General features: G+C 63.2%; 31 protein-coding genes and 1 pseudogene. 17 read left to right on the plus strand and 15 right to left on the minus strand.

The window, feature by feature from the left end:
- Positions 1-14 precede the first annotated feature (14 nt).
- The 3 genes from P3W75_RS13675 to P3W75_RS13685 all read left to right on the plus strand — a co-directional run bounded on the left by P3W75_RS13675 (position 15) and on the right by P3W75_RS13685 (position 1,959).
- Positions 15-737: a hypothetical protein gene (locus P3W75_RS13675; protein WP_276227894.1), complete on the plus strand. Its 723-nt coding sequence runs from the start codon at positions 15-17 to the stop codon at positions 735-737.
- 76 nt (positions 738-813) lie between these two features.
- Positions 814-1,710 carry a universal stress protein gene (locus P3W75_RS13680; protein WP_276227895.1) on the plus strand — a complete coding sequence of 299 codons (897 nt, stop codon included), beginning with the start codon at positions 814-816 and terminating at the stop codon, positions 1,708-1,710.
- 9 nt (positions 1,711-1,719) lie between these two features.
- Positions 1,720-1,959 (plus strand): hypothetical protein, encoded by a 240-nt coding sequence (locus P3W75_RS13685; protein ID WP_276227896.1) that lies wholly within the window; start codon positions 1,720-1,722, stop codon positions 1,957-1,959.
- Between the two features lie 20 nt (positions 1,960-1,979).
- Here P3W75_RS13685 and P3W75_RS13690 read toward each other — a convergent pair whose 3' ends face one another.
- The 3 genes from P3W75_RS13690 to fnr form a co-directional block, all read right to left on the minus strand.
- Complete coding sequence (locus P3W75_RS13690) at positions 1,980-2,177, minus strand: hypothetical protein (RefSeq protein ID WP_276227897.1); 198 nt, start codon at positions 2,175-2,177, stop codon at positions 1,980-1,982.
- 14 nt (positions 2,178-2,191) lie between these two features.
- Entirely contained in the window at positions 2,192-2,752 is a 561-nt protein-coding gene (locus tag P3W75_RS13695; protein ID WP_276227898.1) for a GNAT family N-acetyltransferase, read from the minus strand.
- Positions 2,753-2,911: 159 nt separating this feature from the next.
- Complete coding sequence (gene fnr / locus P3W75_RS13700) at positions 2,912-3,637, minus strand: fumarate/nitrate reduction transcriptional regulator Fnr (protein ID WP_276227899.1); 726 nt, start codon at positions 3,635-3,637, stop codon at positions 2,912-2,914.
- Between the two features lie 382 nt (positions 3,638-4,019).
- Between fnr and P3W75_RS13705 the strand changes: the two genes are divergently transcribed.
- Complete coding sequence (locus tag P3W75_RS13705; protein WP_276227900.1) at positions 4,020-5,018, plus strand: NAD(P)H-dependent flavin oxidoreductase; 999 nt, start codon at positions 4,020-4,022, stop codon at positions 5,016-5,018.
- 147 nt (positions 5,019-5,165) lie between these two features.
- Here the strand turns inward: P3W75_RS13705 and P3W75_RS13710 are convergent, their stop codons facing one another.
- Together P3W75_RS13710 and P3W75_RS13715 are read right to left on the minus strand one after the other, a co-directional pair.
- Positions 5,166-5,723: a YybH family protein gene (locus P3W75_RS13710; RefSeq protein WP_276227901.1), complete on the minus strand. Its 558-nt coding sequence runs from the start codon at positions 5,721-5,723 to the stop codon at positions 5,166-5,168.
- Between the two features lie 313 nt (positions 5,724-6,036).
- Positions 6,037-6,810 carry a hypothetical protein gene (locus P3W75_RS13715; RefSeq protein ID WP_276227902.1) on the minus strand — a complete coding sequence of 258 codons (774 nt, stop codon included), beginning with the start codon at positions 6,808-6,810 and terminating at the stop codon, positions 6,037-6,039.
- A 223-nt stretch (positions 6,811-7,033) separates the two neighbouring features.
- On the opposite strand from P3W75_RS13715, the gene P3W75_RS13720 reads away from it, so the two are divergent.
- From P3W75_RS13720 to P3W75_RS13735, 4 genes are all read left to right on the plus strand, one after another.
- Positions 7,034-8,563, plus strand: a complete 1,530-nt coding sequence (locus P3W75_RS13720) for a hypothetical protein (RefSeq protein WP_276227903.1) — start codon at positions 7,034-7,036, stop codon at positions 8,561-8,563.
- Between the two features lie 150 nt (positions 8,564-8,713).
- Complete coding sequence (locus P3W75_RS13725; protein ID WP_276227904.1) at positions 8,714-9,829, plus strand: nucleoid-associated protein; 1,116 nt, start codon at positions 8,714-8,716, stop codon at positions 9,827-9,829.
- A gap of 2 nt (positions 9,830-9,831) precedes the next feature.
- A complete protein-coding gene (locus P3W75_RS13730; RefSeq protein WP_276227905.1) occupies positions 9,832-11,094 on the plus strand; it encodes a hypothetical protein in 1,263 nt (420 codons plus the stop codon).
- Positions 11,095-11,276: 182 nt separating this feature from the next.
- Positions 11,277-12,251, plus strand: coding sequence for a D-2-hydroxyacid dehydrogenase family protein (locus P3W75_RS13735; protein ID WP_276227906.1), 975 nt, complete (start codon positions 11,277-11,279; stop codon positions 12,249-12,251).
- A 38-nt stretch (positions 12,252-12,289) separates the two neighbouring features.
- Here the strand turns inward: P3W75_RS13735 and P3W75_RS13740 are convergent, their stop codons facing one another.
- Positions 12,290-13,186 (minus strand): LysR family transcriptional regulator, encoded by an 897-nt coding sequence (locus tag P3W75_RS13740; protein WP_276227907.1) that lies wholly within the window; start codon positions 13,184-13,186, stop codon positions 12,290-12,292.
- 116 nt (positions 13,187-13,302) lie between these two features.
- Here P3W75_RS13740 and P3W75_RS13745 point away from each other — a divergent pair, with 116 nt between their 5' ends.
- A complete protein-coding gene (locus P3W75_RS13745; protein WP_276227908.1) occupies positions 13,303-14,049 on the plus strand; it encodes a sulfite exporter TauE/SafE family protein in 747 nt (248 codons plus the stop codon).
- A gap of 87 nt (positions 14,050-14,136) precedes the next feature.
- Complete coding sequence (locus P3W75_RS13750) at positions 14,137-14,571, plus strand: VOC family protein (RefSeq protein ID WP_276227909.1); 435 nt, start codon at positions 14,137-14,139, stop codon at positions 14,569-14,571.
- A 44-nt stretch (positions 14,572-14,615) separates the two neighbouring features.
- On the opposite strand, the gene P3W75_RS13755 is transcribed toward P3W75_RS13750, so the two are convergent.
- A complete protein-coding gene (locus P3W75_RS13755) occupies positions 14,616-15,389 on the minus strand; it encodes an MBL fold metallo-hydrolase (RefSeq protein WP_430765373.1) in 774 nt (257 codons plus the stop codon).
- Between the two features lie 91 nt (positions 15,390-15,480).
- On the opposite strand from P3W75_RS13755, the gene P3W75_RS13760 reads away from it, so the two are divergent.
- Positions 15,481-16,449, plus strand: coding sequence for a GlxA family transcriptional regulator (locus P3W75_RS13760; RefSeq protein WP_276227911.1), 969 nt, complete (start codon positions 15,481-15,483; stop codon positions 16,447-16,449).
- 15 nt (positions 16,450-16,464) lie between these two features.
- Here the strand turns inward: P3W75_RS13760 and P3W75_RS13765 are convergent, their stop codons facing one another.
- From P3W75_RS13765 to P3W75_RS13775, 3 genes are read right to left on the minus strand one after another with little or no spacing between them, the layout of a single operon-like run.
- Complete coding sequence (locus P3W75_RS13765; RefSeq protein WP_276227912.1) at positions 16,465-17,034, minus strand: TetR/AcrR family transcriptional regulator; 570 nt, start codon at positions 17,032-17,034, stop codon at positions 16,465-16,467.
- A gap of 46 nt (positions 17,035-17,080) precedes the next feature.
- A complete protein-coding gene (locus tag P3W75_RS13770) occupies positions 17,081-17,482 on the minus strand; it encodes a PaaI family thioesterase (protein WP_276227913.1) in 402 nt (133 codons plus the stop codon).
- Positions 17,479-17,904 carry a PaaI family thioesterase gene (locus tag P3W75_RS13775; RefSeq protein WP_276227914.1) on the minus strand — a complete coding sequence of 142 codons (426 nt, stop codon included), beginning with the start codon at positions 17,902-17,904 and terminating at the stop codon, positions 17,479-17,481. Before P3W75_RS13775 ends, P3W75_RS13770 begins: the two co-directional genes overlap by 4 nt.
- A gap of 252 nt (positions 17,905-18,156) precedes the next feature.
- Between P3W75_RS13775 and P3W75_RS13780 the strand changes: the two genes are divergently transcribed.
- Positions 18,157-18,819 carry a dihydrofolate reductase family protein gene (locus P3W75_RS13780; protein ID WP_276227915.1) on the plus strand — a complete coding sequence of 221 codons (663 nt, stop codon included), beginning with the start codon at positions 18,157-18,159 and terminating at the stop codon, positions 18,817-18,819.
- 9 nt (positions 18,820-18,828) lie between these two features.
- On the opposite strand, the gene P3W75_RS13785 is transcribed toward P3W75_RS13780, so the two are convergent.
- Positions 18,829-19,341 carry a hypothetical protein gene (locus tag P3W75_RS13785; protein WP_276227916.1) on the minus strand — a complete coding sequence of 171 codons (513 nt, stop codon included), beginning with the start codon at positions 19,339-19,341 and terminating at the stop codon, positions 18,829-18,831.
- 214 nt (positions 19,342-19,555) lie between these two features.
- Between P3W75_RS13785 and P3W75_RS13790 the strand changes: the two genes are divergently transcribed.
- Positions 19,556-20,221, plus strand: a complete 666-nt coding sequence (locus P3W75_RS13790; RefSeq protein WP_276227917.1) for a M24 family metallopeptidase — start codon at positions 19,556-19,558, stop codon at positions 20,219-20,221.
- Between the two features lie 587 nt (positions 20,222-20,808).
- On the plus strand, positions 20,809-21,051 hold the full coding sequence (locus P3W75_RS13795) for a DUF7660 family protein (protein WP_276227918.1): 243 nt from the start codon (positions 20,809-20,811) through the stop codon (positions 21,049-21,051).
- Positions 21,052-21,175: 124 nt separating this feature from the next.
- Here the strand turns inward: P3W75_RS13795 and P3W75_RS13800 are convergent, their stop codons facing one another.
- Complete coding sequence (locus P3W75_RS13800; RefSeq protein WP_166882973.1) at positions 21,176-21,799, minus strand: TetR/AcrR family transcriptional regulator; 624 nt, start codon at positions 21,797-21,799, stop codon at positions 21,176-21,178.
- Between the two features lie 82 nt (positions 21,800-21,881).
- On the opposite strand from P3W75_RS13800, the gene P3W75_RS13805 reads away from it, so the two are divergent.
- From P3W75_RS13805 to P3W75_RS13815, 3 genes are all read left to right on the plus strand, one after another.
- Positions 21,882-22,772: an alpha/beta hydrolase gene (locus P3W75_RS13805; RefSeq protein ID WP_276227919.1), complete on the plus strand. Its 891-nt coding sequence runs from the start codon at positions 21,882-21,884 to the stop codon at positions 22,770-22,772.
- A 57-nt stretch (positions 22,773-22,829) separates the two neighbouring features.
- A complete protein-coding gene (locus P3W75_RS13810; protein ID WP_276227920.1) occupies positions 22,830-23,666 on the plus strand; it encodes an SDR family NAD(P)-dependent oxidoreductase in 837 nt (278 codons plus the stop codon).
- A gap of 563 nt (positions 23,667-24,229) precedes the next feature.
- Complete coding sequence (locus tag P3W75_RS13815) at positions 24,230-24,508, plus strand: hypothetical protein (protein WP_276227921.1); 279 nt, start codon at positions 24,230-24,232, stop codon at positions 24,506-24,508.
- A gap of 71 nt (positions 24,509-24,579) precedes the next feature.
- On the opposite strand, the gene P3W75_RS13820 is transcribed toward P3W75_RS13815, so the two are convergent.
- The 3 genes and pseudogenes from P3W75_RS13820 to P3W75_RS13830 all read right to left on the minus strand — a co-directional run.
- The gene (locus P3W75_RS13820; RefSeq protein WP_276227922.1) at positions 24,580-25,464 is read right to left on the minus strand and encodes a LysR substrate-binding domain-containing protein; all 885 of its coding nucleotides are present in this window, start codon (positions 25,462-25,464) and stop codon (positions 24,580-24,582) included.
- A 120-nt stretch (positions 25,465-25,584) separates the two neighbouring features.
- Complete coding sequence (locus P3W75_RS13825) at positions 25,585-25,872, minus strand: hypothetical protein (RefSeq protein ID WP_276227923.1); 288 nt, start codon at positions 25,870-25,872, stop codon at positions 25,585-25,587.
- A 114-nt stretch (positions 25,873-25,986) separates the two neighbouring features.
- Positions 25,987-26,383: pseudogene (locus P3W75_RS13830) on the minus strand (phosphogluconate dehydrogenase (NAD(+)-dependent, decarboxylating)); the annotation flags it as partial.

Here is a 26,383-nt window from a genome sequence, read left to right on the forward strand (position 1 = left end):
CGTGGAGGCGCGGCATGGAATGGCAGAGCGTTTCCCGCGTGCGGGTACTCGAGGAACTGCCCCTGGCGGGCGTCACGCGCTGCCTGCGCCTATTGCTGGAGAGCGACGAGGCCCCGGCGATCATTCCCGGGCAGTACTGCCTGCTCCAGAGCGACGAGCAGCCCGCCCGGGCGTTCACCTATGTGAGCCTGCCGGGGCGCGATCGTCGCTTCATCGTGGCCAGCAGCCAGCCGGGGCCGTCGCCGGGCGTGGGGCAGCGGCTGCGCTATCGCGGCCCGTTCGGAGCGGGCTGGCCGTTGCCGCTGGGCGCCTCGCGATTGCTGGTGTTCGCCTGCGACGGCGGCCTCCTGGCGGTGGCCGCGGCCCTCGACGAATTCGCCTGCTGGATGCCCTGGGTGCACCTTGACCTCGTCCACGATCCGGCGAGTCAGGCCTGCCTTCCCGAGGACTGCCGGCTCTGGCTGCAATCGCTGGGCTTGCTCGCCGCGACGAGGCGCGACACCTGCCCGCTGGAACGCCTGCGCGCCCAACTGGACGCCGCCCCGCCCGATCTGGTCTATTGCGCCGCGCCGACCGCGCTCGCCCAGCGCGCCGCGCGGATGTGCCTGTGGCACGGCGTTCCGGCGTACCGCATCTGGTTGCGCGACGAACGCTGCCTGCCCGCCGCCGGCACCGGGCCGACGCCGCTGTCGCCGGGGCCGGTGCTGCGCCTGGACCGCCTCCGCGAGTGCATTTGATCGGCATCAAAGTGCGCCGCGGCGGAGCGGCTCAGGCTCAGTGCAGGACGTCCACCCGCGCCGCGCCGGAGGCATCATGAACGCCTATGCCCGTCTGCTCCTGATCTGCGATCCCGACCTGCATTATTCCCCCGCCATGGCCCGCGCCCAGGCCCTGGCCGGCTCGTCCGGCGCCCGCCTGCACATCGCGGTGCTGGGCGGGTTGCCGGTCGGGCTGGGTTTTCTCGACTACAACACGCGACAACGCGTACGCGATGAAATCCAGGAGCGCCAGCGTTCCTGGCTCGACGACCAGCTCGAACTGCTGCGCGGGCACGGCATCGACGCCAGCGCGGAAGCCATCTGGAGCGAGGAACCGCTGGACGACATCATCCGCCTGGTGAACACCCATCGCATCGATCTGCTGGTCAAGGACACCCACTACGAGCCCGCCCTGCGCCGCGCACTGGTCCACCCCCTGGACTGGCAGCTGCTGCGCCAGTGCCCGGTACCGCTGCACCTGGTCAGCCTCGCGACGCATCCCCTGCCGCGCAAGGTGGCGGCGGCGATCGACCTGTCCCAGGATGCCCCCGAGGTGAACGCCCTGAACGAGCGGATCGTCGGGCTGGCCCAGCAGTTCGCGGAGCAATGCGACGCCGAGCTGCACCTGCTGCAGGCCTACGACGAGAGCGCGAGTTTCCTGGCCTATGCCGCCAGCCCCGTGGCCTGGACCCCGGAACTGGCCGACCTGGCCGAGGGACGCTCGCGCCAGCGCATGGAGCGCATCGCCGCGCATTTCGGCGTGGAGCCGGCCTGCCAGCACCGGATCAAGGGCCCGGCCACGCGCGTCATCGCCGAATTCGCCGCGCAGCAGCACATCGACGTGGTGGTCCTGGGCACGCTCTATCACACAGGGCTGGCCAAGATCATCGGCAGCACCACGGAACAGGCGCTGTACCGCGTCGACTCCAGCATCCTGGCCGTACGCCCGTGAGGCCGAGCCATGAAAATAGTCGCGTACCTGTTCCTGTTCTTCTCCATCTGGGCGATCGCCTGCGTCGCCTGGATGGGGCTGCGCTATACGCCCGCCGGTGGTGACAGCCAGTACGTGTTTCTCTGGGATCGCTGGGAAAATCGCGTGTGCCTGGTTTCCATCGGCGAACCGTCACGCGTCATCTGCGACCTTCGTTCGCTCTGGGTGGAATCGGCGCCCAGGGACGGGCCCACGGCCCGCAGGCCGTGACGGCGACCCGGAAGGCGCGCTCAGCCGGCGCGCCGCCGTTGCGGCTCGGCGCAGCCGGTGAGGGGAAGGTCCCTGGGTAACGGGTGGGGCGCCGCCAGGCGCTCGCGGAGCCGCGCGAGGAACTCGCGAGCCTGGCGCTCATCGGCGAAGGGAACCCGCCACTGGTCGAGTTGTACGTAGCAACGGCCATCGCTGGTGCAGAGCAGTTTCGTGCGCATGGGGCCTCCGCGCCTTACGACGCCGGCTGCAGTTGCAGGGTATGGATGGTCTGGGTCGGGTCCATCGGGTCCTGGCGACTGCTGAAGCCCAGGAACCGCGCCAGCTCGTGCATCGCGCTGTTGGCCGCGGCGTCTACCGAATACATCTGCCCAAATCCCTCGCGCCGGGCGGTTTCGATCAGGTGTCGCATCAGGGCCACCGCCAGCCCGCGATGGCGCCAGGCGTCGGCCACCGTCACCGCGCATTCGCACTGCTGGGGATCGAGCCCCCGGGCATAGCGGCTGACGCCAACCTCGACCAGCGCCCCGTCTTCATGCACCAGGGCGATATAGGCGACGCTGTCCTTGAAATCCACCGCCATCAGTTGGTTGAGCAGGGATGGGGTCGCTTCCTTCAGGGTGCAGAGAAAGCGGAAATGCCGCGCCTCGGGCGACAGCCGTGCGATGAAATCGGCCTCCCGCTGGCGGTCATCCGGACGCAGGGGACGGATCAGCACATGGCTGCCATCGTTCAGGGCTTCGACCCAGTGTTCATCGGGATTTTCGCACGCTGCTTCATCGGGACGGATTGACATGAAAACCTCCTGGCGCAAGCCGGTAAGCGGGGAAACCGCTGCCTTACTTGTACGCCGGGAGGGCCCCCCGGATTTGATCGCGATCAAACCGCGGCCATCTGCCCGCGGCCGCCCGCCGACCGGCGTCCGCGCGCCCGGCCTGGCGGACCTGTCAGCAGGCTAGGCCTCGACGCCGCTCAAGCGGCACAGCGCCGCGCGATCCAGCAGGCGCACTTCACGGCCCTGGCACTCGATCAGCCCGTTCTGCACGAAACGCGCGAACAGGCGACTGATGGTTTCCAGGGTAAGGTCGAGGTAGTTGCCGATGTCGCCGCGGGTCATCGGCAGCGAGAACCGGTCCTGCTGCAGGCCCCGCTGCTGGTAGCGGACCGACAGGCCCAGCAGGAACTGCGCCAGGCGCTGTTCCGCCCGCTCGCGGTTGCAGCGGATGTGCTCGTGCTCGCCATGGATTCCCTGGCTGAGGATGTGCAGCAACTGATGGCGCAGGCCGGGGATGCGCCCGGAGAGATCCTCCAGTTGCTCCAGGTCGATGGCGCAGACCATGGAGGTTTCCAGGGCCAGGGCGAAGCCACGGAAGGTCGCCGCACCGATGGCATCCAGCCCGATGAGTTCGCCGGGCAGCACGAAACCGGTGACCTGTTGCTCGCCGTTGCTTTCCAGCAGGTAGGTCTTCAGCGCACCGGAGCGCAACGCGAATACCTGGCGCATGGCCTCGCCAGCGCGGAACAGATGGTCGCCCTTGTGCAGGGGGCGGTTGCGCCGGACGATGCGGTCGAGCTCCGCCACTTCGCTCTCGCTCAGGCTGGCGGGCAGGCACAGGCGACTCAGCGAGCAGGCATGGCAATTGATCTGAGGTAAGGGTGGTTTGCGCACGGAGTCTGTCATCGCCGATGCCCGGTCGGAAGACGGTCCAATAAGCTTAGCCGCCCCGCTTCGCGGCCACAGGGCTATCGATGGGTGGAGCGCGCATGCAGCCGCTCCCAGGCATGAGCACCCGCGCCCCGTCCCTCGCGCGCCGCGTCGGTTGGGGCGGCGGGCTTGCGGTCTCTCGGTGCTGTGGCACTGGCGCTGATTCCGGGCGCGAAGCCCAGGGTCCTCCTCCAGCAGGCGTGATGGGGCTGGCGAACGCCCTCACTGGATGTGCGTTGCAGCCTTTGCGGCTGAACAAGTGTTCAGTTATAAGCATATTCCCGACGTCAAAGCACGCCCAGCGTATTGGGAACACCACGGCGTTCTTTTCCACGCTCTTCGCTGAACCGGAGTGTCCATGCGTAACCAGTTGTTCAGAACCCGCATTACCGAGATGCTCGGTATCCGACATCCCATTCTTTGTGGCGGCATGGGCCCCAGCGTGTCGGACGCAGACTATGTCGCTGCAGTGGTCAACGCAGGCGGGATGGGATTTGTGGTTGCAGCCGGCTTCCCCGATCTGGATGAGTTTCGCGAACAGCTTCGCCGCTGTCGCAGCCTCACCTCGGGAAAAGGGTTCGGGGTGAACCTCTACCTGTCAGGCCAGGCCAAGGTCGCTGAGCGCTTGCGGCAGCAGATGAGGATTCTTGCTGAAGAAGACGTGCTCTGTGTCGAGACATCGGGTGGAAGCCCGGAGCATGTTCTGCCGGCGCTGCAAGAAGCGGGTATCAAGGTTCTGCACAAGGTTCCCGCGGTTCGCTACGCGCGATCGGCTGCGCGTCTTGGCGTGGACGCGGTGATCGTCGTTGGCAACGACTGCGGCGGCCATCCAGGAACCTACGGCATCAGCAGCATGGTTCAAGCCGCCCATGCACCGAAAGAGGTCTCCATCCCGGTCGTTATCGGTGGCGGGATTGGCGCGGGGAGCCAACTGGCGGCGACACTGATGATGGGGGCCGATGCCATCCTGATGGGATCGCGGATGCTGGTATCCGAGGAACTGTGGATTCACCGCCAGTACAAGGAACGGCTGGTTCAGAGCGACGGCACAGAAAGCATCGTTGTGAAGACCGGCCTGCGCCAGCACCACAGGGTCCTGGACAACGACAGCGCCAAAGCTGTCGCAGCATTGGACGCGGCAGGAGCAAGCGATTTCGAAAGCTATCGCCCTCACGTCATGGGCGCGCTAACCACCCAAGCCTACAAGACAGGGGATAGCCGCCAAGGCATGCTCGATTACGGCCCATCGATCGTATTTGCCAACGCCGTGCAAAACGTGGAAGCCATTTTCGACTCGGTGCTCGATGATGCGCGCCATGCGATGCGGCACCTTGAGAATCTGAGCTGCAACGGGTGATCGGAGCTCTGCCCGATCCGGGGTTCAGAGCGGCGAAGGCCTACGGCACCTGCCGGCCGATGGCGGCCTTTTGCCGAGGGCAGCAATCGGCCAGAGGCCGACATCCAATTGACGGAAACGCCGGCGGCTTCGAGTGTCGGGAGCTGCTCATTTTCGCAGGATGGGCTCGCCGGTGCGCGGGTTCGTCAAGGTGACGTTTTCCAGGGCCTTGATGAGCCACAATCCTTCATGGCGGGTCAGCACCGCCTGAATCAAGGTGTCCACGGAATGCGGACCTGCGGGGTGCGCGCTGCCAACCGTTAGGCGGCTCCAGAAATGCAAAACGGCGACCCCGTCACCAATAGCGATCACATCGATCACCTCGTTTGCCAGGGTCGAGTCGCGGTAAATCGTCTGGTGAATCGGAGCGTGAAGCGCGATGATCTCATCAATGCCGCGCACCAGGTGTCCGAAACGATTTACGAACGTCGCGTCCTCGTGAAAGAGCGCACCAAGCGCCGTCATATCATGAGCGTTCCAAGCGGCTTGGAAGCCCTCGGCTGCTGCCTCGGGTCGTGTAATTTCGGTCATATCGCTTTTCACTTCTGTTTTATTGGTTCGACCGACTTCCTGATCTCGGAGCGCTCGAGGTGAGCTTCCAAACAGGTTTTTCCTAGTCGTTGCGACGTACGGCCAGGGCCTGTCGGTACTGAGTGAATGCATCATCGACTAGATCCTGCTTTGACCGTGCACTGACCTGGCCAAGGCGAAAGCCTAGCCAGACAATTCAACTCCACCAACTGCTGACTTTAAACGCGGCATGCCTCTGCTTCTTCGGCAGGATAACGTCCCTTCTGGGTCGCTTGCTGCCCCTGGTGAGAGTTGGCTTCCGCCCCATAGCCACCCTTCACAGATGCCTGTAATCGGCCAAAAGCAGCCGATTAGTATTTTTTCGTCAGTGAGGGCTTCGGACTGGCTGCGGTCATACATTGATGGTGGCCGTACGGCTGCTGCGGCGTAGACTCTTTACCGACTTTCTTCAATGACCTGGGTTGTGGGGCTTCAAAGGTTGGAGCCTCTTCAAGACATCGTTCAGCTCCACACCAATGTTTACGGTCAAATGCTGAATACGATCATGCTCTTTTCGCATGAACTCGCGAGCGTTGGTTTTTTCAAACAACTCTCCTGCGTACCAGAACGACTCCAAGTACAGAATCCACTTATCTTCCCGCCTGCCGGTGGCATCCTCGTTCAGTTCTGAGCGGACGATGCTGCGATGCTTTGACGTGTTAGTCAGGGCATTAAGGTAGTTGTAGTCATCGCCAGCTGTGATCTCGCGGAACAATCTACAGAGCTTGTCGTACTCGGAATGCCCGGTATCGCGTTGCTGCTCTAGGAGCTTGAGGACTTTCTTGGCATAGATGTCTCGCTCCTTGAGGGAGCTGGGGAGCTTGTCCAGCGCAAGGGAGTAATAGAGCATGTGGGAACAGGTATCCGCCACGGCATGCAGGCTCTGGACGAAGGCAGTGATATTCGCCCTGATCTTCAGCATCAGGTAACTAAACTCGTCGTAGTCCTCGTAGACACCCCACAAGCCTGTATCCTTCAGCTTGGACTCGATGTATTCACTCATCATGTCTAAGGCTGCATGGTAGTGATAGCGGCAGAACTCAGGTCTGTCCGTCATTGACCTTACGCTAGGGTGCGCCTTCTTCCACTGCGCAGCCCCAAATACCGCAGTGACCAGTTGCCTCGTCAATCCGATGTTCCATGTGGGGTTCTTCTTTTCTTCAGTTTCAGAATCAACGTCCATTTTTCCCCTTATTAGCTTGGGAATTCTCTAAGTTTTTAGTGCGCGTACGTACCTTAGCTGTCGAGGGAAACTTTGCTCTGAAGGTCTGCAATGGGTCGTTAGCTCCGCCCCTATCGCGCCAGCAGCTTTCGACCAACTATAGGTCGGACGTGTGGCAAATTTGTCTACACTAGCTCAGTGGATTCTTGTATGGCCAGCGGACATGAAGTCTTAGGAGCGCATCATGAATTGCCATTTCTTGCCGAGGAATCAAGCGCCCAATCATATTCCCCAGCGCGCATTCGGTCGCTTTGACCATGCCGAGTTTAGCGATGATGGCACTCGCGCCTTGGTCGCCTTCGACTTGGTCGATGCGCAGTGGATAGAGGATCAGAGCATGGAGAACGAAATGTTCTCCCTGAATGACCAAAAAGTACAGCAACGTGCTTGGCGTCGCTTCATTCAGGAGACCACACACCAAATCCACAATCGTAACCCGTTCGATGACATGCCGATATATCGGCTTGAGATTACCCTTCTGACCGACGAGCCCTGGTTCGGCTTGCCACAGCTTCCCCCCGCATATATTGGGGCAGGCCTCAGCGATGCCTTGGCGGATATGGAGCAACCCTGGATCGAGTTCAGCCTTGCCCAGGCAGCAATCAACAACGATCCAGACATGACCGGCAGTCTCTATCAGTGGATGTTCGAAGAGTCCATCGCGGTAACCGTGCAGGGGAATTTGCTGCATGGCCCCACTGCCAGAAGCTTGTCAACCACCTTTTCCCTCAGGCATCTGCCAACAATCAGTCATCTCGACCTTGAGGCTCTCTTGGCGAGCGCTCAGGCTGATTGGCTTGTGGTGTTCGATGTTGGCCAAGGCAATGCCTGTGCCCTGCTTCAGGAGGACTCCAACGATCCGGATGCTGGCTCACCAATGCTTTACTTCGATCTAGGTGTGGGAGTTTACCGAAATAAAGACACCACACCTGCGAATTTACAGTTCGGGTTCTATGGCAACCCACCGGTAGTGCTGTCGCACTGGGATTCGGATCATTGGTCTGGCGCTTTTGTAGCTAACGCAAACAACGCTTATCCCGCTCTACAACTGCAATGGATTGCCCCATTACAAACGGTTGGCCCCAGCCATGTTGCCTTTGCCCACCAAGTTCGCAGAGCAGGTGGACAATTCTTGATCTACGATCAGGCCGGAGGCTCTGTTGGAGTAGCTCCGTTGCAGGATGGTCGGTGTATCCGGTTTATGCGCGGCACTGGCCGTAGCCGCAACGACTCTGGCTTGGTCATGACCATCGAGAATAACGATCAGGGAGTTAAGCGGAGCTGGATACTCACTGGCGATTGCGACTATGGGTACTTCATGCCAGTTCTTGTACCAGCCGCCCCCTTAGGACTGGTAGCCCCTCATCACGGAGCCAGCCTCAGCCCCAACACTCCTGTGCCAATCCCCGATCTCACTTTTCCATATCGGCGCTTGATTTATTCCTTTGGACAGAAAAACAAGCACGGCCGTACCAATGTGCAGCACCCCACGGTCAATGGTGTCAGTGCACATAGTGTTAAGGATTGGTCCCACAATGGATGGAATCCACAGGATCCTGGCAGCCCCTTGGCCGCGGGAGATGTCCGATCCACCTGCGCCCACACTCCAGCCGTGCCGCGCGGTGGAGTACTAGTCGGTTGGCGGGAGCCTCAAAACCTGATCCAAGTGAAGAGCGGATGGAACAGCGTGGTCCCCTCGACAGAACAGATCTGAAGGCCAGCGTTTGGAGCGTGTCTAGGAAAACCGGGGTGATTCAGCAAGTTCTCAGGTGCTGCCATGTGTCGGGACAAAGGCCTGAGTTTGTGGCAAAGAGTGCTATTTTCAGTGATGTCGTATTGATGCTATCGGAACGGAATTCGACCAATGATCACACTGAGAACCGCCATCATTCATAGCTTCAAGAAGCTGGCCCATACCGAATTTGTTTCTGAAGTAGTGAAGAAGGATGTTGCCCTCGACACTGAGAACCCCGCGCTGCAATTTCTGGTCAATGGCATCCACGGCCTCATTGGCAAGGAAGGCAACAGTGTGGTTTATGGCCAGTTTGCAAATGACGGCCGGCAAGGCCCGTTTCCTGCGAATTTCACAGCTTTTGTAGAGTATCAAAATGATGAAGCACAATTCATCGCCTTGACTCATCTGGCTATGGATCAACTGGTGGAGCAAGCCGGAAAGCAGGTTTTGTCGACCGGCGGACATATCCTGTGTGCGCAGTACACCTCTGGCGCAACCGATTTTTTCTTGGTCGCCAGTATGAAAGAGCGCGGTGGTATCCAGTTGGACGAGAATTATGTGCCCAAGGCAATCCAAGAGGTTGATCTCAGCAAGGTTCAGCAGGCAGCCCGAATCAACTTGCAGAGCTTCGTGGATATCAATGCTGCAGCGCCTGAGGGAAACGAGGATAACGCAGCAGAGGAAGTAGATTCGACCTACCTGTGCTTCATCAGCCGTGGTCGTGACAGTCAGGCCTCCGACTATTTCATTTCTGCGTTAGGTTGTGCGAAAGGTGTTGCTTCCGGGCGCGCTACCAAAAATGCCATTGATTACGTTACCAGGTTCTTCCGCGACAACAAACAGTTGAAAGGATTTGGTTACAAGGCCAAAGAGGCGGTGATTAAGTATCTGGAGGAACAGTTGGTTGCGGGTAAATCAGCGCGCCTGGATGCCATCTGTCACGTCGCTGTCAAGCACGTACCCGCTGATCTAGTGGATGAGATCGCTGGACTGAAAGACTATCTCAATAACGAGAAACATCGGGTACCGGACGACTTCACAGTCAATGCAAAATCGCTGAAGGAAAAAACCCGCATCAAGGGTGATACGGCTAACTGGTCGTTGCAGTTCGAGCGTGGAGCGTTGGGGAGGGATCCGGCAGCAGATGTGTACTACGACGAGGGACGAAAGAAGCTGATCTTGTCCAATCTGACAGATGAACTGATCGGCGTGATCGAGAAAGAGCTTCTGGCAAGGGCTGGCTAAGAATGTTCTCCCATGTGGTAGATCTCTACCGTGCCCTAGGATCGCCCACTATTGAGGAAGGCGTTATCCGCTATGAGGCACTGCCAACGCCCGAAATTACCGGCGCATTGCAAATGTGCGATGACCTGCCGGCAGCCTACGGTAAGTTCGAGCATCGCTCTGAAGAGTCAGGCATTCTCGATATTGAGTTTCGCTTGCCATCGAATGAGTCAGGCCGGTTCTACAACACCTTGGGCGAGTTTGTGGCTCGCAATGGCTCATTGGGCAAGGGTCGATTTCCGAGCAATGTTTACATTGTTGAGCTCGGCTGGGCGGACTGTGATGACGTCGAACCACCGGAAATAAAGTCTCTTAAACGAGTCTGTCGGCTGATTGAACTGCTTGCCTTATTGGCAATCGGCGTCGATAAAGACAGCAGTCCGGATAGTTATAACCTGTTTTTTGCTTTGCCGCCTGATGGGGCCAAGCCCCCGAGAACCTTTCTGCTGCCCACTCAGGTTGACATCAAGGTTCTTGACTACGAACTCAATCACCTAAGCCTCTTGGAAGAAATACTAAATCGAAAAAACGAAAACAAAGCGCACCTCTCCGAACGTAAATTGATGCTGAGGATGGCAGTGGCGAGCGTAATCGAGAGGTTTGAGAACGAACCGAGTCTGTTTTTAGTTATCGTGCGGGAGTGGCGGGAGGTTCTCTCTACGTATCGTGCGAATCTCCAGACCTACGTATACAGTTTCTCGTTTGAGCGGGTTAGACGCGAGGTAGCTCAGGCTGAAATCGACTATGGTACTAAACTTAGCGGGGTGCTTGGAGATATCGCCGGCAAGATGCTCGCCCTGCCAATATCGTTGGCGGGCCTAGTAGCGCTGGAGAGAACCACCTCGCGATTTGAAGCTTTTATTCTTGTTCTTGGGCTCGCAGTGGTCTCGGTGGTTCTTCTTACGATCCTGCAAAACCAAATGCTTCAAGTGGAACGCCTGCTCCATAGCTTCAATGTCATCTTCGATGACTTCAAGACAAAGATTAAAACCTATCCCCCAAAACTTCAGGGCTTGCTCAGCATTACTATAGGCCAAGTCGAAAAGCAGGGCCAAACGCTGACCAAAACCTTTCGCTTGCTGAAGGTGCTGTCTTTGCTGCCAATCGTCGGAGCTTTGTTGTTGACTCTTATCAAATACTGGGATGGCTTCGTGTGGTTATTTATGACCATCTTCCCGATCGAGTTTTGCGTATCCAACGCGGACTCCATATTTCTAAGTAATTAAAGGCTTGTATAATAATTGCGCTGCATAATCAATCGTCGTCAGAATAGTGCTCCGTGGAAAGGGGAGAGACAAATTTCCCTAATCTAAACGTCCGCTTCTGGCCGAAAGCCCTCCCTCACCCACACCCCGAAAAATCGGATATCGTCCTGCGATCGCTCAACTGACCACGGGATCGAACCACCATGCGCATCGTCATTCCCGATGACTACCAACACGCGATCCGCTCGCTCGATTGCTTCGCCCGCCTGGCCGGGCACGAGGTCAGTGTCCTGCATGACCTGGGCCCGGCGTCGCCGGATAAGCTGGTGGCGCGCTTCGCCGAGGCCGACGCCCTGGTGCTCACCCGCGAACGCACGCGCATCGATGCCGCGCTGCTCGACCGGCTGCCGAAGCTCAAGCTGATCAGCCAGACCGGCAAGGTTTCCGGCCACCTCGACCTCGACGCCTGCACCGCGCGCGGCATCGCCGTCAGCGAAGGTCGCGGCTCGCCGGTGGCGCCCGCCGAACTGGCCTGGGCGCTGATCCTCAACGCACGGCGAGAGCTGGTGCCGGCCATCGAGGCGTTCAAGGCCGGGCACTGGCAGGTCAACCTGGGCCAAGCGCTGGCCGGACAGACGCTGGGCATCTGGGGCTACGGCAAGATCGGCCAGCGCCTGGCGCGCTATGCGCAGGCCTTCGACATGCCGGTGCTGGTCTGGGGCAGCGAAGGCAGCCTGGCCGCCGCGACCGCCGACGGCCATCGGGCGGCCGCCTCCCGCGAAGCCTTCTTCGCCGAAGCGGATATCCTCAGCCTCAACCTGCGCCTGTCCGAGCGCACCCGCCACGCGGTCACCTTCGACGACCTCGCGCGGATGAAAAGCAGCGCCTTGCTGGTGAACGTCAGCCGCGCCGAGCTGATCGCCCCGGGGGCGCTGCTCCAGGCACTGGACGCGGGGCGACCGGGCTACGCCGCCGTGGACGTCTACGAACAGGAACCCCTGCTCGCCCCGGACAATCCCCTGCTCAAGCACCCGCGCGCGCTCTGCACCCCGCACCTGGGGTACGTGGAAAAGAACGGCTACGAGCTGTACTTCGGCGACGCTTTCGACAATGTGGGGGCGTTCTTCGACGGGAAGCCGCAGAACATCGCCAACCCGCAAGCGCTCCGTAGCGAATAGCGCCGACGCCTGCCGGCGCCCGCCGCTGGCGACCGGCCTCAGGCCATTTCGGGTCCGCCGCCCAGGTGCGCGAGCAGGCTGCGCATCGGCGCGCTCAGCGCGTCCCACTCGCGGAAGCACAGGCACAGCCGGCGTTGCGCCCAGGTATCGGTCAGCTTCAAGGTCCGCAGCGCATGGCGGCGCTTGCAACGCCTGGCGACGCCCTCGGGCAGTATGCCGACGCCGACGCCATGGGCGACCATTTCGCACAGGCCGTCGAAGGTATTCATGCGAACCCGCATGTCGAGTGGCCGGCCCGCCGCCCGGGCGTGGTCGTCGATGTGGTCCTGCAGGGCGCTGCCCTGGGCGAGCCCCACGAACGGCAGGTCCAGGACCTCGGCGAAGGCGACCCGGTCGTGGCGTGCGAAGGCCTGTTGCCCCGCCGTGACCAGGACCAGATGATCCTTCGCCACCGCCTGCAAGCGCAGGCCCTCCGCGCCAACGGCGTCGGACACCACGCCGGCTTCGGCGAGCCCGGCGGCCACCGCGCGGACGATCTCGACGCTGGTGCGCTCCTTGAGCTCGACACGCAGGCGCGGACGCTCGGCCAGCCAGGTGGCCAGCCGGCGCGGCAGGAACTCCGTGAGCGCGGCCGTATTCGCATAGAGGTGCAGGGTTCCCCGCGCGCCCAGGGCGAAGTCGCGGAGCTCGCCGGTGAGTCGCTCCCGCTGGCGCAGTATCAGGCGCGCGTGATGGGCCAGCGCCTCCCCCGCCTCGGTGGTGGCGATTCCCCGTGGGCGCCGCTCCAGCAAGGCCACGCCGGCGGCGCTTTCGATGCTGCGCAGGCGCTCGCTGGCCGAGGCCAGGGCGAGGTTCGCGCGGGCGGCCCCCGCGGTGATGCTGCCGGCGTCGACTATGCAGAGGAAGAGCTGGAGATCAGCTAGATCGAAGCGCACCGGAGGCCTCCTTCCTGCCTTCGGATCAGCCGAAGGCTTCGCTGGACTTTCCGCATTGTGCCGGGCATCGCCGGGCGCTTCAATCGGGCTTCGTTCCCCTGCGCCGCGAGCCCCCCATGCATGACGTCCCGCTGTTCCTCCCGCTGCTGATCGGCACCTTCCTGGCCGCCGGCGTGGTGAAAGGCGTTACCGGCATGGGCCTGCCGACCGTGGCCATGGGCCTGCTCGGCACGCTGATGCCCCCCGCTGCCGCAGTCGCGCTGCTGATCGTCCCGTCGTTCGTGACCAATGTCTGGCAGCTGTTCTCCGGCCCCTCGCTGGCGCAGCTGCTGCGCCGGCTGGGGCCGATGATGCTGTGCATCGTCCTCGGGACGCTGGGCGGGGCGACGTTGCTGGTTCGGATCAGCCCGGTCTGGTCGGGCTTCGCGCTGGGCATGGCGCTGATCGTCTACGCGCTCTATGCCCTCTGCGCGCCGGCCGTTTCGGTCGACAGGCGCGCCGAGCGCTGGCTGTCGCCGGTGATCGGCCTGATCACCGGCGTGGTGACCGGCGCCACCGGTGTCTTCGTCATGCCGGCGGTTCCCTACCTCGGCTCGTTGGGCATGGAGCGCGACGAACTGGTTCAGGCGCTCGGCCTGTCCTTCACCACCTCGACGCTGGCCCTGGCGGCCGGGCTGTTCGCGCAAGAGGCGTTCCAGCCCGCGCAGCTCGGCCTTTCGGCACTGGCCATCGCCCCTGCCCTGCTCGGCATGTGGCTGGGCCAAGCCCTCCGCGAGCGGATCAGCCCCAGGCGCTTCCGCCAGTGCTTCCTGTCGTTCCTCGTGGTGCTCGGCCTCGAACTGGCGTCCCGCCCGTTCCTCTGAGCCGCCGTCGAGGTGGGTGTCGGCTAGGCTGTTCCTCGGGGCGACCACCCGCCCCGCTCGCCGTCGCTGCCAGAGGAGCCCGCGACCATGGCCATCAAACGCATGGACAACGTCCTGATCGTCGTCGACGACCTCGAAGCGGTGAAGGCCTTCTTCATCGAACTGGGCCTGACGCTGGAAGGCGAAACCACGGTTGCCGGCCCTGCCGTCGGCGCCCTGATAGGTGTTGGCGACGTGAGCGCCACCCTGGCGATGCTGCGCACGCCCGACGGCCAGGGCATCGAGCTCGACAAGTTCCACACCCCCGACGCGATTCGGTTCGGCCCGGTGGACACGCCGGTGAACGCCCTGGGCCTGCGCCGCGTCCTGTTCGCCGTCGACGACATCGACGCCATGGTCGCGCAGATGCAGGCCCATGGCGCCGAACTCATCGGCCGGATGAACTACGAAAACGCCTACCGGCTCGCCTATATTCGCGGGCCCGAGGGCATCATCGTCGGGCTGGCCGAGCCGCTCGGCTAGCCGCAGCAACGTTCCCCCCTGGCATTCGCGCAACAGGCCAGGCTCTAGAACGCCAGCACGCCCCCGTCGGCGGGCACCAGCAGCCGATCCGCCAGCCCCGCCGCGAGTGCCGCCTGGCGCAGTTCGTGGCGGGTCACCGGGCAGTGATTGATGGCCTCCAGGTGGTTCGCCACCACGCGGCCCTCGCCGAGGGCCATGAACTCCAGCACCTCGTCCAGGCCCATGATGATGTCGTCGCCCACGTCGAAGCTCGCGCCACCCGCCGGCACGACGCTCACCTGCGGCCGATGCCGGCGCACGAAGTCGCGGATGGTCGGGGTCAGCACGGTGTCGCCCGCCAGGTACAGGCTGGGCTCGCCGGGGTACTCGATCAGGTAGCCGACGCCATGCTCCATCAGGCGCCCGACCAGCCCTCGGCCATGGGTACAGCGCACCGTGCGCACCTGGCCTTCGAGGAACGCGACCGGCGCCTCGTGCCCGTGCGCCAGCGGCTGCACGTTGAGCTGGCGCGCCGCCAGGTAAGGGGCGTCGTGCGGGGTGCAGATGAGCGGAACCTGGCGCGCCCGCAGCCAGCGGATGGCGGCGCCGTCCAGGTGGTCGAAGTGGCCTTTCTGGCAGTGCGTGATCAGGCAATGGGTGACCGTCTCCAGCGCCTGTCCGGCGGACGCCGGCAGTTCCACGATCGGATTGCGCTGCCGCGCGGAAAACAGCCGTAGCGAGGGCAGCGTGCCTTTGCCCGCCAGCATGGGGTCGACCAGGATGCGGTGCGGGCCCAGTTCGACGATGAGGGTGGCGTTGCGGATCTGCTGAATCTTCATCATGAATCCCTGCTCTGTGATGGCTGCATGGTGCCGCGCGGCAGGGCCGTCCATAATGGCAGGCCCAGACATTATCGATTCATTTCCTGCCATGCCCAGCCCACTGCGGATCGGCCTCGTCCTGTTTCCCGGCTGCATGCCGGCCGGCCTCCTGGCCTTCGCCGACATGCTCCACGCCGCCAACCGGCGCACCGGCCAGGCGCTGTTCGACACCCATTTCGTCGGCGTACGCGCTGGCGCGGTCGAGTGCGCCCACGGCACGCAGCTGACGGCCAGCCACGGGCTCGCCGAGCTGGCGCCGGATGCCGTGCTGATCCCCGGTTTCTGGGGCGAGTCCGCCCAGCAGGTGGAGGCGGCGCTGGCTGCCAACGCCCCGCTGCTGGGCGCCCTGGCGCGGCTCGGCAAGCGTTGCAGCGTGTGGAGCTACTGCACCGGCGTCAGCCTGGCCGCCGCCGCGGGACGCCTGGCCGGCGAAGACGCGACCGTCACCTGGTGGCTGGCCGACGCCCTGCGCAAGCGTTTTCCCGGGGTGCGCTGGCACACCGAGAAGCACTGCGTGTTCAACCCGCGCAACGCCACGGCCAGCGGCGTCAACGGCTACCTGCCGATCGCCCAGGCGCTGATCGAACGGCGGGTGAGCCCGACGGTATTCCACGACCTGATCCGCCTGATGGTGCTTCCGCGCCCCACCCAGGCGCACGACGCCTTCCAGGCCCTCAGCCTGATCGAGCAGCCCAGCGAGCTGCTGCGCCGGCTGCACGGCCTGGTGCAGAAGCTGCCGGCCGAGCAGGTCACCGTGCAGAGGCTTGCCGAGGCGCTGGGCCTGTCCGAGCGCACCCTCGCGCGCAAGGTCCGCGCCGAGACCGGAACGGCCGTGGCCGCCTACGCGCGGCGGATCAAACTGAGCCAGGTGAGCGAGCGCCTGACCCTCACTTCAGCGCCGATCAAGTCCATCAGCGACGAGCTGGGCTTCAGCAGCGACTCCAACCTGCGGCGGATGTTCAAGGAGCTGACCGAGCTGACCCCGGCCGCCTACCGGCAACGCTTCGCGCGGTTCTGAAGGCGGAGCGCGCGCCTACGCCGGCAGCAGCGCCCCGAGCTCGTGCTCCACGGCGTCCAGCGCGTCGAACGAGCGCTCGGCGCGGGCGATGCCGACGGCGCCTTCCAGCGCCGCGAGAATCAGCCAGGCGCGGGACGCGGCGGGTCGCTTTTCCAGCCCATCGGCCAGCAGCGCGCCTTCGATGCTCGCGTGCCAGGCCTGCAAGGCCTGGCGGCAGGTCGCGTGCACCGGCGCCAGCTCGGCATCGATGCTCAGGGTGGTGGCGAACACCGGGCAGGCCTCGTTGAACTGCGAACGCTCCAGCCAGCCACGCAAGGTCGCCGTGATGCGCCGCAGCGCGTTGCGCGCATGGGGCGCCTGGCCACCGGCCTGGTCGAGAAAGACGCCGACCTCATGCCCGACGAAGGCGATCGCCGCACCCGCTATCTCCGGCTTGCCGCCGGGGAAGTAGTGGTACAGCGAGCCCTTCGGCGCATTGGCCTGAACGATGATGTCGCTCAGCCCGGTGCCGGCGTAGCCACGGCTGGACAGCAGCGCGGCCGTGGCGCGCACGATGCGTTCGGCGGCGTTGGACTTCTTCGGCAAGCGTGGCTCTCCATTGACGACTGCGGCGGACAAGGATGCCCGAGCCTCAGGGAAGATGGAACACACCGCTCGCGCTGGCCACCAGGCGCTCGCCACTGCGTATGCGCGCGGAGGCGAAGGCCATGCGCTGGCCGATCTTGTCGATCTCGGTGTGCACTTCGAGCCAGTCGCCGAGGCGCGCGCTACCGCAGAAGTCCAGGCGCAGCCCCACCGTCACCATCGGCTGCGGCGGCTCGCGGGAGAACGCCATGGCATAGCCGAGGCCCACGTCCGCCAGGGTGCTGAGCAGGCCGCCGTGGGCCGTCCCACCATGATTGCAGTGCTTGTCCTCGATCCGCACCGCCACCACCAGCCGACCCTGCAGGTCGTGGCGGCCATAGAACGGCCCCAGCAGATCGAGCAGCGGGCTGCTGCGCTGCAGCGGCCTGAAGCCGTCCGGCGCGCTCATGCCGCACCCACTTTGGCGATGCTCGCCAGCGCCACGGCCACATGCTTCTCCCGGCCCTGCTCGATGGCGAACACATCGGCCTGCACCACCAGCGTGCGGCCGCCGGCCTTGAGCACCCGCCCCTGCGCGCGCAAACGCTCGCCCCTGGCTGGCGCCAGCAGGTTCAGCTTGTACTCCGCGGTGACCACGTCGCCCGCCAGCGAAGCCGCCGCCCAGGCGCAGGCGCTGTCCGCCATGAAGCCGACGATGGCGCCGTGGACGAAGCCGTGGTGCTGGTGCATCAGCTCGGGTTTGACCTCGATCTCCAGCTCGGCGATGCCGTCGCCGAACGCCTGCACGGTGGCGCCCATCAAGCGGGCGAACGGGGTGACGGCGATGATCTGTTCCAGCTGCTGACGCGGACCCTGGGATGTGCTGCTCATGGGTGTCGACTCCTTTCTATATAGACTGGTCTAGATAAGCTAGACCCGAAAAGAATGACCGTCAGCCTCGCGCTGGCCGAATAGACGCGATGAATGACGCAGCATGTCGAGGCGGCCGACCTGTTGCTCCCTCGGCGACGATGCAGCGCCGCTGATGGTCGATAGGGGCGACGTCCGCTAGATTTAGCCTGGTAGCGAGGTGGCCGGGGAGCACGCACGACTCTCCCGGGCCACGGCACATGGAGGCAGGCAATGACCCGGATTCGCGTCGAAGGCTTCACCCTCTCGCTCGACGGCTACGCGGCGGGCCCGAGCCAGAGCCTCGAAAACCCGCTGGGCGTTGGCGGTACGGAACTGCACCAGTGGCTGTTCCCGACCCGCACCTTCCAGCGGGCGCTGTTCGGCAATGACGAGGGCAGCACCGGGATCGACGACGATTTCGCCGCCCGTGGCTTCCGCAACGTCGGCGCCTGGATTCTCGGGCGCAACATGTTCGGGCCCGTTCGCGGCGCCTGGCCGGATGACCACTGGAAAGGCTGGTGGGGCGACAACCCGCCCTACCAGGTGCCGGTCTTCGTCCTCACCCACCACGCCCGCGCCACCCTGGAGATGGAAGGCGGCACGACCTTCCACTTCGTCACCGGCGGCATTCACGAAGCGCTCGACCGCGCACGCGAGGCCGCCGCCGGCCAGGACGTGCGCATCGGCGGCGGGCCGCAGACGATCCGCCAGTACCTGCGCGAGGGCCTCATCGACGAGCTGCACCTCGCCATCTCGCCGGTGCTGCTCGGCCAGGGCGAGTCGCTGTTCGCCGGGCTGGACCTGCGCGCGCTGGGCTACGCATGCGTCGACTCCGTGGCGTCGGAGAAGGCCACTCACGTAATCCTGCGGCGCACGGCGAGCGCGAACGCCTGAGCGCGGCCCTCAGCCAGCCCTGGGCGGCAGCGGGCCGAAGAACATCCGCTTCAGGCGCTCAGGCCCGATCACCCGCGCCAGCTCCGAGATGACGCAGTACATGAAGATCAGGGTCAGCAGCAGGATCTGCACCGCCAGGAAGCGTGGCCAGTTCAGCGACGTCCACACCATGGCGTTCGCTTCGGCGAGGTTGGGCGCCTCTTTCCAGTACTCGTACAGCCGCTCCAGGTAGTGCACGAACAAGGCGACCAGGTTGTACATGAGGGTCTTCCAGGCGACGTTCCAGATCAGCGGCTTGTCCGGGAAGCGGTTGATGAAGGGCAGCATGTCCGCCACCAGCACCGACTTGCCGAGTACCAGCGAGGCGATCAGCACCGACGCGGTGACCGGCAGCGGAACGCCCGAACCCTTGAGCATCAGCGCGCGTATCGCCGCCACGATGTGCAGGATCACGAAGAAGAACAAGGTCGGCGGCAGGGCCTTGACGAGCTCTTCCTTCACCTTGTGAATCACCGACCCCATACCTACCTCCCGCTGCCCGTTGGCGCGCGACCTTTCGCGCATCGCCAAACCAGCTTAGCCAAGGATGCGGGCGCGCTCCCCCGAACTCGGCCCGACATGGCTTGCCCGTTCGCGACAAGCACTGGCGCGAGGCCTGCGCACGGGTTGCGCGACGCAGCCGTTATGTAGAACCCTACACACCGACCCTGAACCCGCCCTTCGATGCGAGAACCCCATGACTACCGATGCATACGCCAAGGAAGCCGTCGGCGCGAACTACGCGCTGGATTCGATGCAGTACGCCCAGGCCCGCACCTGGGAAGCGGTGGACGCCATCGCCGCCGCGATCCGCCCCGGCATGCGCGAGCAGGAAGCCACCGCCATCGGCAAGCAGGTGCTGGCCGAGCTGGACATGGAACGCATCTGGCACCCGCTGCTGATCCGCTTCGGCGGCAACACCCTGAAGACCTTCAAGCAGCGCTCCGAAGGCGACCCGGTGCTGGGCGCGAACGACATCTACTTCATCGACATGGGCGTGGTCTGGCGCGGCCACGAGGGCGACGCCGGGGCCACCTTCGTGGTCGGCGACGACCCCGAGATGGCCGCCTGCGCGGCAGCGGCGAAGACCCTCTTCGAGCGGGTGGAAGCGCGCTGGCGCGACACCGGCTGCAGCGGCGTCGAACTCTACGACTTCGCCCACCAGCAGGCGCAGGCCATGGGCTGGAAGCTCAACCTGGACATCAAGGGCCACCGCGTCAGCGACTTCCCCCACGCCATCTACCGCGCCGGCGACCTGGGCGACTACGCCGAGCACCCCAACGGCGGCCTGTGGATCCTGGAAATCCAGATCGCCCACCCGACCAAGCCCTACGGCGCCTTCTACGAGGACCTGCTGGCCTGAGTGGTGCCAGGGACGCTCACTCCACCGTCCCTTTCGACCAGCCCTTCGCCAGCAGCCTGGATAGCTACAAGGAGCCGGCAGCCATTGTTAAGTCGATCACCGAGCTGGCCCATAGCCCGAGCATCGAGGTACGACCCAGTTCGGACTGTCGGGCCATTGAGGCGCTAGCAACCGCAAACACAAAGCAAAGCAGCCATTCGCCTGCGTCAGGCAATGACAAAAGCTCTGCCAAACACGTCGCACAGCATTGCGGAAGCCGCAGTTGCCCGAGTCAGTTGAATGACTCTGAGCGGCACGCCACAAGTCCGCAGGGCCTCTGAGCACCGCTAAAGCAATCCAATGACCAGCTATCCGCCACCCGCTGCGTTTTTACACGGTCTGGGCCATGAGCAGCTGTTTAGAGTAGAGAAAATAAATCTGTCCCCTTTTCACGCCGTCCCCTTTTCACGCCCAGCCAGGGGCAGCTTCGGTACGCGTTCTGCCGGTCTCGATGGGCAAAGAATGGCCAGAAGCGGACATTGCTCGCTCGTTAGGAGACACTGTCCAACCCGCCAATGCGCGGTCTTGGGTTAATTACGGAGAGCGCTTTGGAACTTCATGAACATCTGGACGAGGTCAAAGATTCAGCGACTTTCCTGAGCTTTGCTCGGGCACTCGCGGCGACCAAAGCCAATAACGATGGCTGGGAAAACAGCACAATCGAAGCCTTTCTGGATGGCGCCATCTCCTGGGCTGAAGATAGCGGCTTTGGCTTGAGCCAAGGGATTGCACCATCCAATCCCTGGCAGCAGTTCGCCGCTTTTCTGTATTGCGGCAAGATATACGAGTAGGCGTTCCACTGAACGCATCGGAAATGCTCAGGAATGCATGGCGGCAACACAGTCCGCTTTGGGTCGGTAGCTGCGTCTCGTCAGGGGCAGCAATCGGCCAATAGCGGACGCTTGATCGCGGGGCTCACCGCAAATGAGCGGTCAACCCTTTGAACGTCAATTCCATGGATTGAGCTAGAAGCTGATCCATTACATCCGACGTGACGGCCGCACTATCTGCTCGCCAGGCCAGGCTAAGCATGCCATTCATGGCAGCCCACATCGCGGTAGATACAAGGTATGGGTCGATGGCTGGATCGATTGAACCGTCGGCTATGCCATCGCGCAGCGCAGCCTCAAGTCGAGCGTTATGTTTCTTCACCATCGAGCTAATACGGGTCTGAGCCTCCGGTGTATCGGGAGGAGAGGCCATGAGACGGAACTCGTTGGGGCGCTCCTTGGCAAACCGGATGTATCCCATAGCAGCAACCCGAATCCGCTCCAACGGAGTACCTGCCGCCGCGTAGGCCCTTTCCATGTATACCCGGTTCTCCTCCATGGCCTTTTCCGTCACGGCTAGGAGCAAGGCAGATCGTCCACCGACCCGGTTGTAGATCGTCTGCACGGCGATATCGGCACGCTCAGCAACTGCCTCCAGCGTCAGGGCAGAAAGCCCTTCCTCCAGAATCAATGCTTCGGCGGTATGGATGATCGCAAGGCGAGTGGCCTCGGCTTTGCGCTGGGTGCGGGTTGGAGTGGAGATGTTCATGGGACGGCAGTATACCCGAACAAAATTTGATGTACTTCCAAAATTGGAATAGCATCAAAAAAACGAAAGAGGTTCGCTGCCCATGACTTCACGCTTGGATGTTTCCTTCGCTTCGGGAAATTCACGTTGCTCAGCTTGGCTGTACCTGCCATCCGCAGGGGAGAAGCCGCTACCCGTCATCGTCATGGCTCACGGTTTGGGGGCCATTCGCCATATGCGGCTGGACATGGTCGCTGAGCGATTCAGAAATGCTGGCTATGCCTGCCTTGTTTTCGACTACCGCCACTTCGGCGACAGCGACGGCAACCCTAGAAATCTGCTCAGCATCTCCAGGCAACTGGAGGACTGGCGCTCTGCTATTTCCTACGCACGTTCCAGAACTGAGTTGGATGCCAAGCGAGTAATTCTTTGGGGTACGTCATTCAGTGGCGGCCATGTCATGCGCGTTGGCGCACAGGACGGCTGTGTAGCTGCAGTGATGAGCCAATGCCCGTTTACCTCTGGATTCGCTTCTGCAATGGCCCAAAGCACAAGAACGGCTTTGAAGCTGACGCTCTTGGGCGTCGTTGATCGCATTGGCTCGATCTTCGGCGCGGCTCCGTTGCTGGTAGATGTTGCTGGGCCTGCTAACGCAGCAGCTTTGATGACGGCTCCTGATGCTCTGCCTGGCTACCTCGCTCTCGTGCCGGAGGGCAAGGCATATAGCAACAAAGCCGCTGCACGAATTGCCCTGGATATCACCAGCTATTACCCAGGACGCAGCGCCGCTGAGATCAACTGCCCTTTGCTGGTTCACGTGTGCGAGAGCGATAGCGTGGCCCCCTCTGGGCCGACGCTGCGCTATGCCAGGCAAGCCAAAAAAGCTGAGGTGGTTCTCTGCTCAGAAGGCCATTTCGAAATTTACGGTGGCGAAGCCTTCGAGCGAGTGAATCGCCAGCAGCTCGAATTTCTACGCCACAACGTGCCTGTCTAGCGTTCAGCACCCGCCCTTCAAAGCAATGATCAAGGCCGAGTGGCCTGAGGACAAGAAATGGCAAAGTACGATTTGACTGGACGCGTAGTGGCTATCACAGGGTCTACCGGCGGCCTTGGCAGCGCTGTGGCAATCGAGCTGGTCAGGAAAGGCGCTCGTTTAGCACTGATGGATGTGAGTGAGGACGCGGCGCGCGCTCAGGCCGAGCAGTTAGGCGGGCCAGGTGTAGCGAAAGGATGGCGAGTGGATGTCCGCGATATGGAAAGCATCGAGCTGGCCATGGCTGAGGCAGCAGAGCACTTCGGACGGATCGATGTTGCCTTTGCGAATGCCGGCGTGGAGTCCATGTCACCTATGGAAAAACTCGACCCCAAGGTCTTCGACCGCGTCATGGACATCAACGCGAATGGTGTTTGGCGAACCTTCCGTGCAGCACTGCCTTATGTGCGTATTCATAAGGGTTACTTGGCTGCTACTTCTTCCATGGCTGCGTTTGTTCACTCCCCCTTGCAGTCGCCCTATACCGCGAGCAAAGCCGCTGTTTGGGCGATGTGCGACAGCATCCGCATCGAGCTGCGCCATCAGAGCGTAGCTGTAGGTAGCTACCACCCGACCTTCTTCCACACCCCCATGATGGATAACGTCTTCTCCAATCCGGCAGGGATGAAGGTTTGGGGCGGCAACAAAGGGGGCATCTGGAGGATGGTCTCGAAGGAGGAGGTCGTGCAGGCCATCGTTCAGGGAATGGAGCGCCGCGCTGAGATGGTGGTGATACCCAAGGCTAACAATCTCGTTGCCAAGGCCCCAGGCCTTTTCCGCAAGTGGGTCGACAAGATTGGCTTCAAGGAAAGCGACATTCGCGAAGCAATTTCGTTGGCAAAAGCCGAAGGCTGACCTCCCGTAGCTGCGAGCTAAGAATTGCCAAACCGTAGCGCGTTGGTAGGCTTAGGTCTGCCCTTTTGAGAACTGCATTGGTGTATTTCTGGCCGGTAGCTTCCCTCTGCGAAGGGCAGCTATGGGTCGAAAGCAGTCTTAGGCGAAGGGCTGCTCCCGGCCCAAATCCCCTTTCATCAAACCCGAAATTTCCCACCCGCATTCTCCCTTGTGAGCCTACAAAACGCGCCGCTAGATTCCGTCCTGCCACGGGCACATCCCGTGGTCCGGATCGCAGTCCGGCTTTGTAGTGTGGTGCACGAAGCGCCACTGCACCTTGCACAGGCGCTTTTTTCTCGCCTGCTGCAAAGTGCAGCCATGGCGGGCCGTGCGGGGCAGGCTTCGGCCTGGCCGGGTTTTGCCGCACTGCACCGGTACTGCGACCCCGCACGGTCCGCCACCCAATCCCGGGTGCGCGGTTCCTTTCTCCGAACCAGGAGTAACGGATATGCGATTTACCCCACTGTTCGCAGTACGTTCCTTGTCGTTCCCCCGCCCCACTCCCTCCAGCCTGGAGGTGCGCCATGACTGATCGCCAACTGGTCCCACTGGACGCCCAGCCCTACAACGATGTGCTGTTCGTGGACCTCGCCGCCCCCGCCGAGCACCTCTACGAGCTCGCTCTGCGCCGCCAGACCGCGCTGGACGACCTGCTGCGGATTCTGGAGCTGCACGAGACGCGCAGCGTGCTGGTGCACGAGACCGCGCGGGTGGCCTCGGCGCTGGCGCCGTTGATTGGCGAGGCGCGGCAGCTGTACGAGCTGGCGCAAGAGCGGATCGAGGCCAGCAAGCGCGGCGCCTGACAGCTTTTCGTCCTCAGCAACTGAAAAGGCCGGCAGCCCCGCGAGGGACGCCGGCCTTTTTCGTTGGCGGTTCAGGCGTCGAAGGCGCGGGCCAGTTCTTCGGCCAGGGTCGCGGCTTCCAGGGACATGAGTTCGCGTGGGCGCGAGACCAGGGAGATGCTCGACGTCGGCATCGGTTCGGCGATTTTCAGCGGCGTGAGGCTGGCGGCCACTATCGGCAGTTCGAACATGCGCTCGGACCAGTAGCTCACGGCGTCGGTGCTGGCCGCCAGCTCCATGTACAGCACCGCCGAGGCGCACTCGGTGACGCGGCGTGGCGGCGACACGCCCTGCTCGCGGAAGAGTTGCCCGGCGAGGGCCACCTCCAGAGGGTCGGAGAGCAGCCATTCCTGCTCCAGCAGCTCATGCAGCGAGGTCGTTTCGCTCAGCGGGTGGCCCTTGCGCACGGCCAGGGTGGTGGGCTGCGGCGCCAGCTCGCGCCACAGGTGGTCGTCGGCTTCCTCGCCGCGCGGCTGGGTGGTCAGCACCAGGTCGAGCTGGCCTTCCTTCAGGCCGTCGAAAAGCTGCACCGAGCGCAGTTCGAAGATCTGCAGCTGCACGTTCGGGTGGCTTTCGCGGTAGCGGGTGATGCCCTGGGCGAATGGGCGGTTGGGTGTGACCGGCGACACGCCGATGGCCACGCGGCCCTGCATGTCGCCCTTGAGGATGTCGATTTCCTCGCGGGCGCGGCGCACCTCTTCGGTCACCCGGCGCGCCGAGCGCACCAGGCGCTGGCCGTAGTCGGTGACCGTCACGCCGCGATTGGAACGCACCAGCAGCGGCGCGCCCAGCTCTTCTTCGAGGTCCTTGACCACTTTCGACAGCGACGGCTGGCTGACCTGCAGCAGGCGCGCGGCCTCCTGGAGGCTGCCGCTTTCACTGATGGCGAGCAGGGCCTGCAGTTGATGCAGTTTCATGCTGGAACGACGCTCGATCCGTCAGGGATGGCGCACGATAAAGCACAATGCCTGCCATGTGGAGCGTCACGCCCCGGTCTGTGGCCGGCGCCCCGCCGTGGCGCCGGCCCCGCCACGCCCTCAGACGTAGCCTTGTTCGCCGAAGCCGCGCGGCAGGCGCTGCTGGCCGGGCAGCGTGGCCAGCCGGTGTTCCCAGGCGCCGCGCCAGTCGAGGGCGCTTTCGCGTTGGGCGCGCTCGCGGCGGGCGGCCCGGCGCGCGGCGTTGCGGGCGTCGCGGCGGGCCTCCTTGTAGACGTCGGTGTTGCGGCAGCTGCGGCATTTCACCCGATTCAGTTCGGTGGTGGAGACCAGGTGCTTGCCGTGGTGGCCGCAGGCGAGATGCCCCTTGACCTTGTAGTGGGTAACCATGCGCGTTCTCCCGGCTGGCGCCCGCGCCCGCCCCGGTGGGGCGGTGGCGGCGGGCTGTACAGGCTGGGACTGGCGACGGTGCGCGGCGGTTCGGCGAAAGCGACTGGCGGCGCCCTACTGCTTCTTCATTTCGTGGCCGCCGAACTGGTTGCGCATGGCGGCCAGCAGGCGGTCGGCGAAGGATTCGGCGTCGCGCGAGCGCAGCCGGGCGATCAGCGAATGGGTGATGACCGGCGCCGGCACGCCGAGGGCGATGGCTTCGTCCACCGTCCAGCGGCCCTCGCCGGAATCCGCGACGTAAGGGGCGATGTCGCGCATGCCGGGGTGTTCGGCCAGGGCCTTGGCGGTGAGGTCGAGCAGCCAGGAGCGCACCACGCTGCCGTGCCGCCAGATCTGCGCGACCTGCTCCAGGTCGAGGTCGAATTCTTCCTTGTGGCGCAGGATGGCGAAGCCCTCGGCGAAGGCCTGCATCATGCCGTACTCGATGCCGTTGTGGACCATCTTGCTGAAG

It is taken from the genome of Pseudomonas citronellolis, from assembly GCF_029335315.1.
Classification (GTDB): domain Bacteria; phylum Pseudomonadota; class Gammaproteobacteria; order Pseudomonadales; family Pseudomonadaceae; genus Pseudomonas; species Pseudomonas citronellolis_A.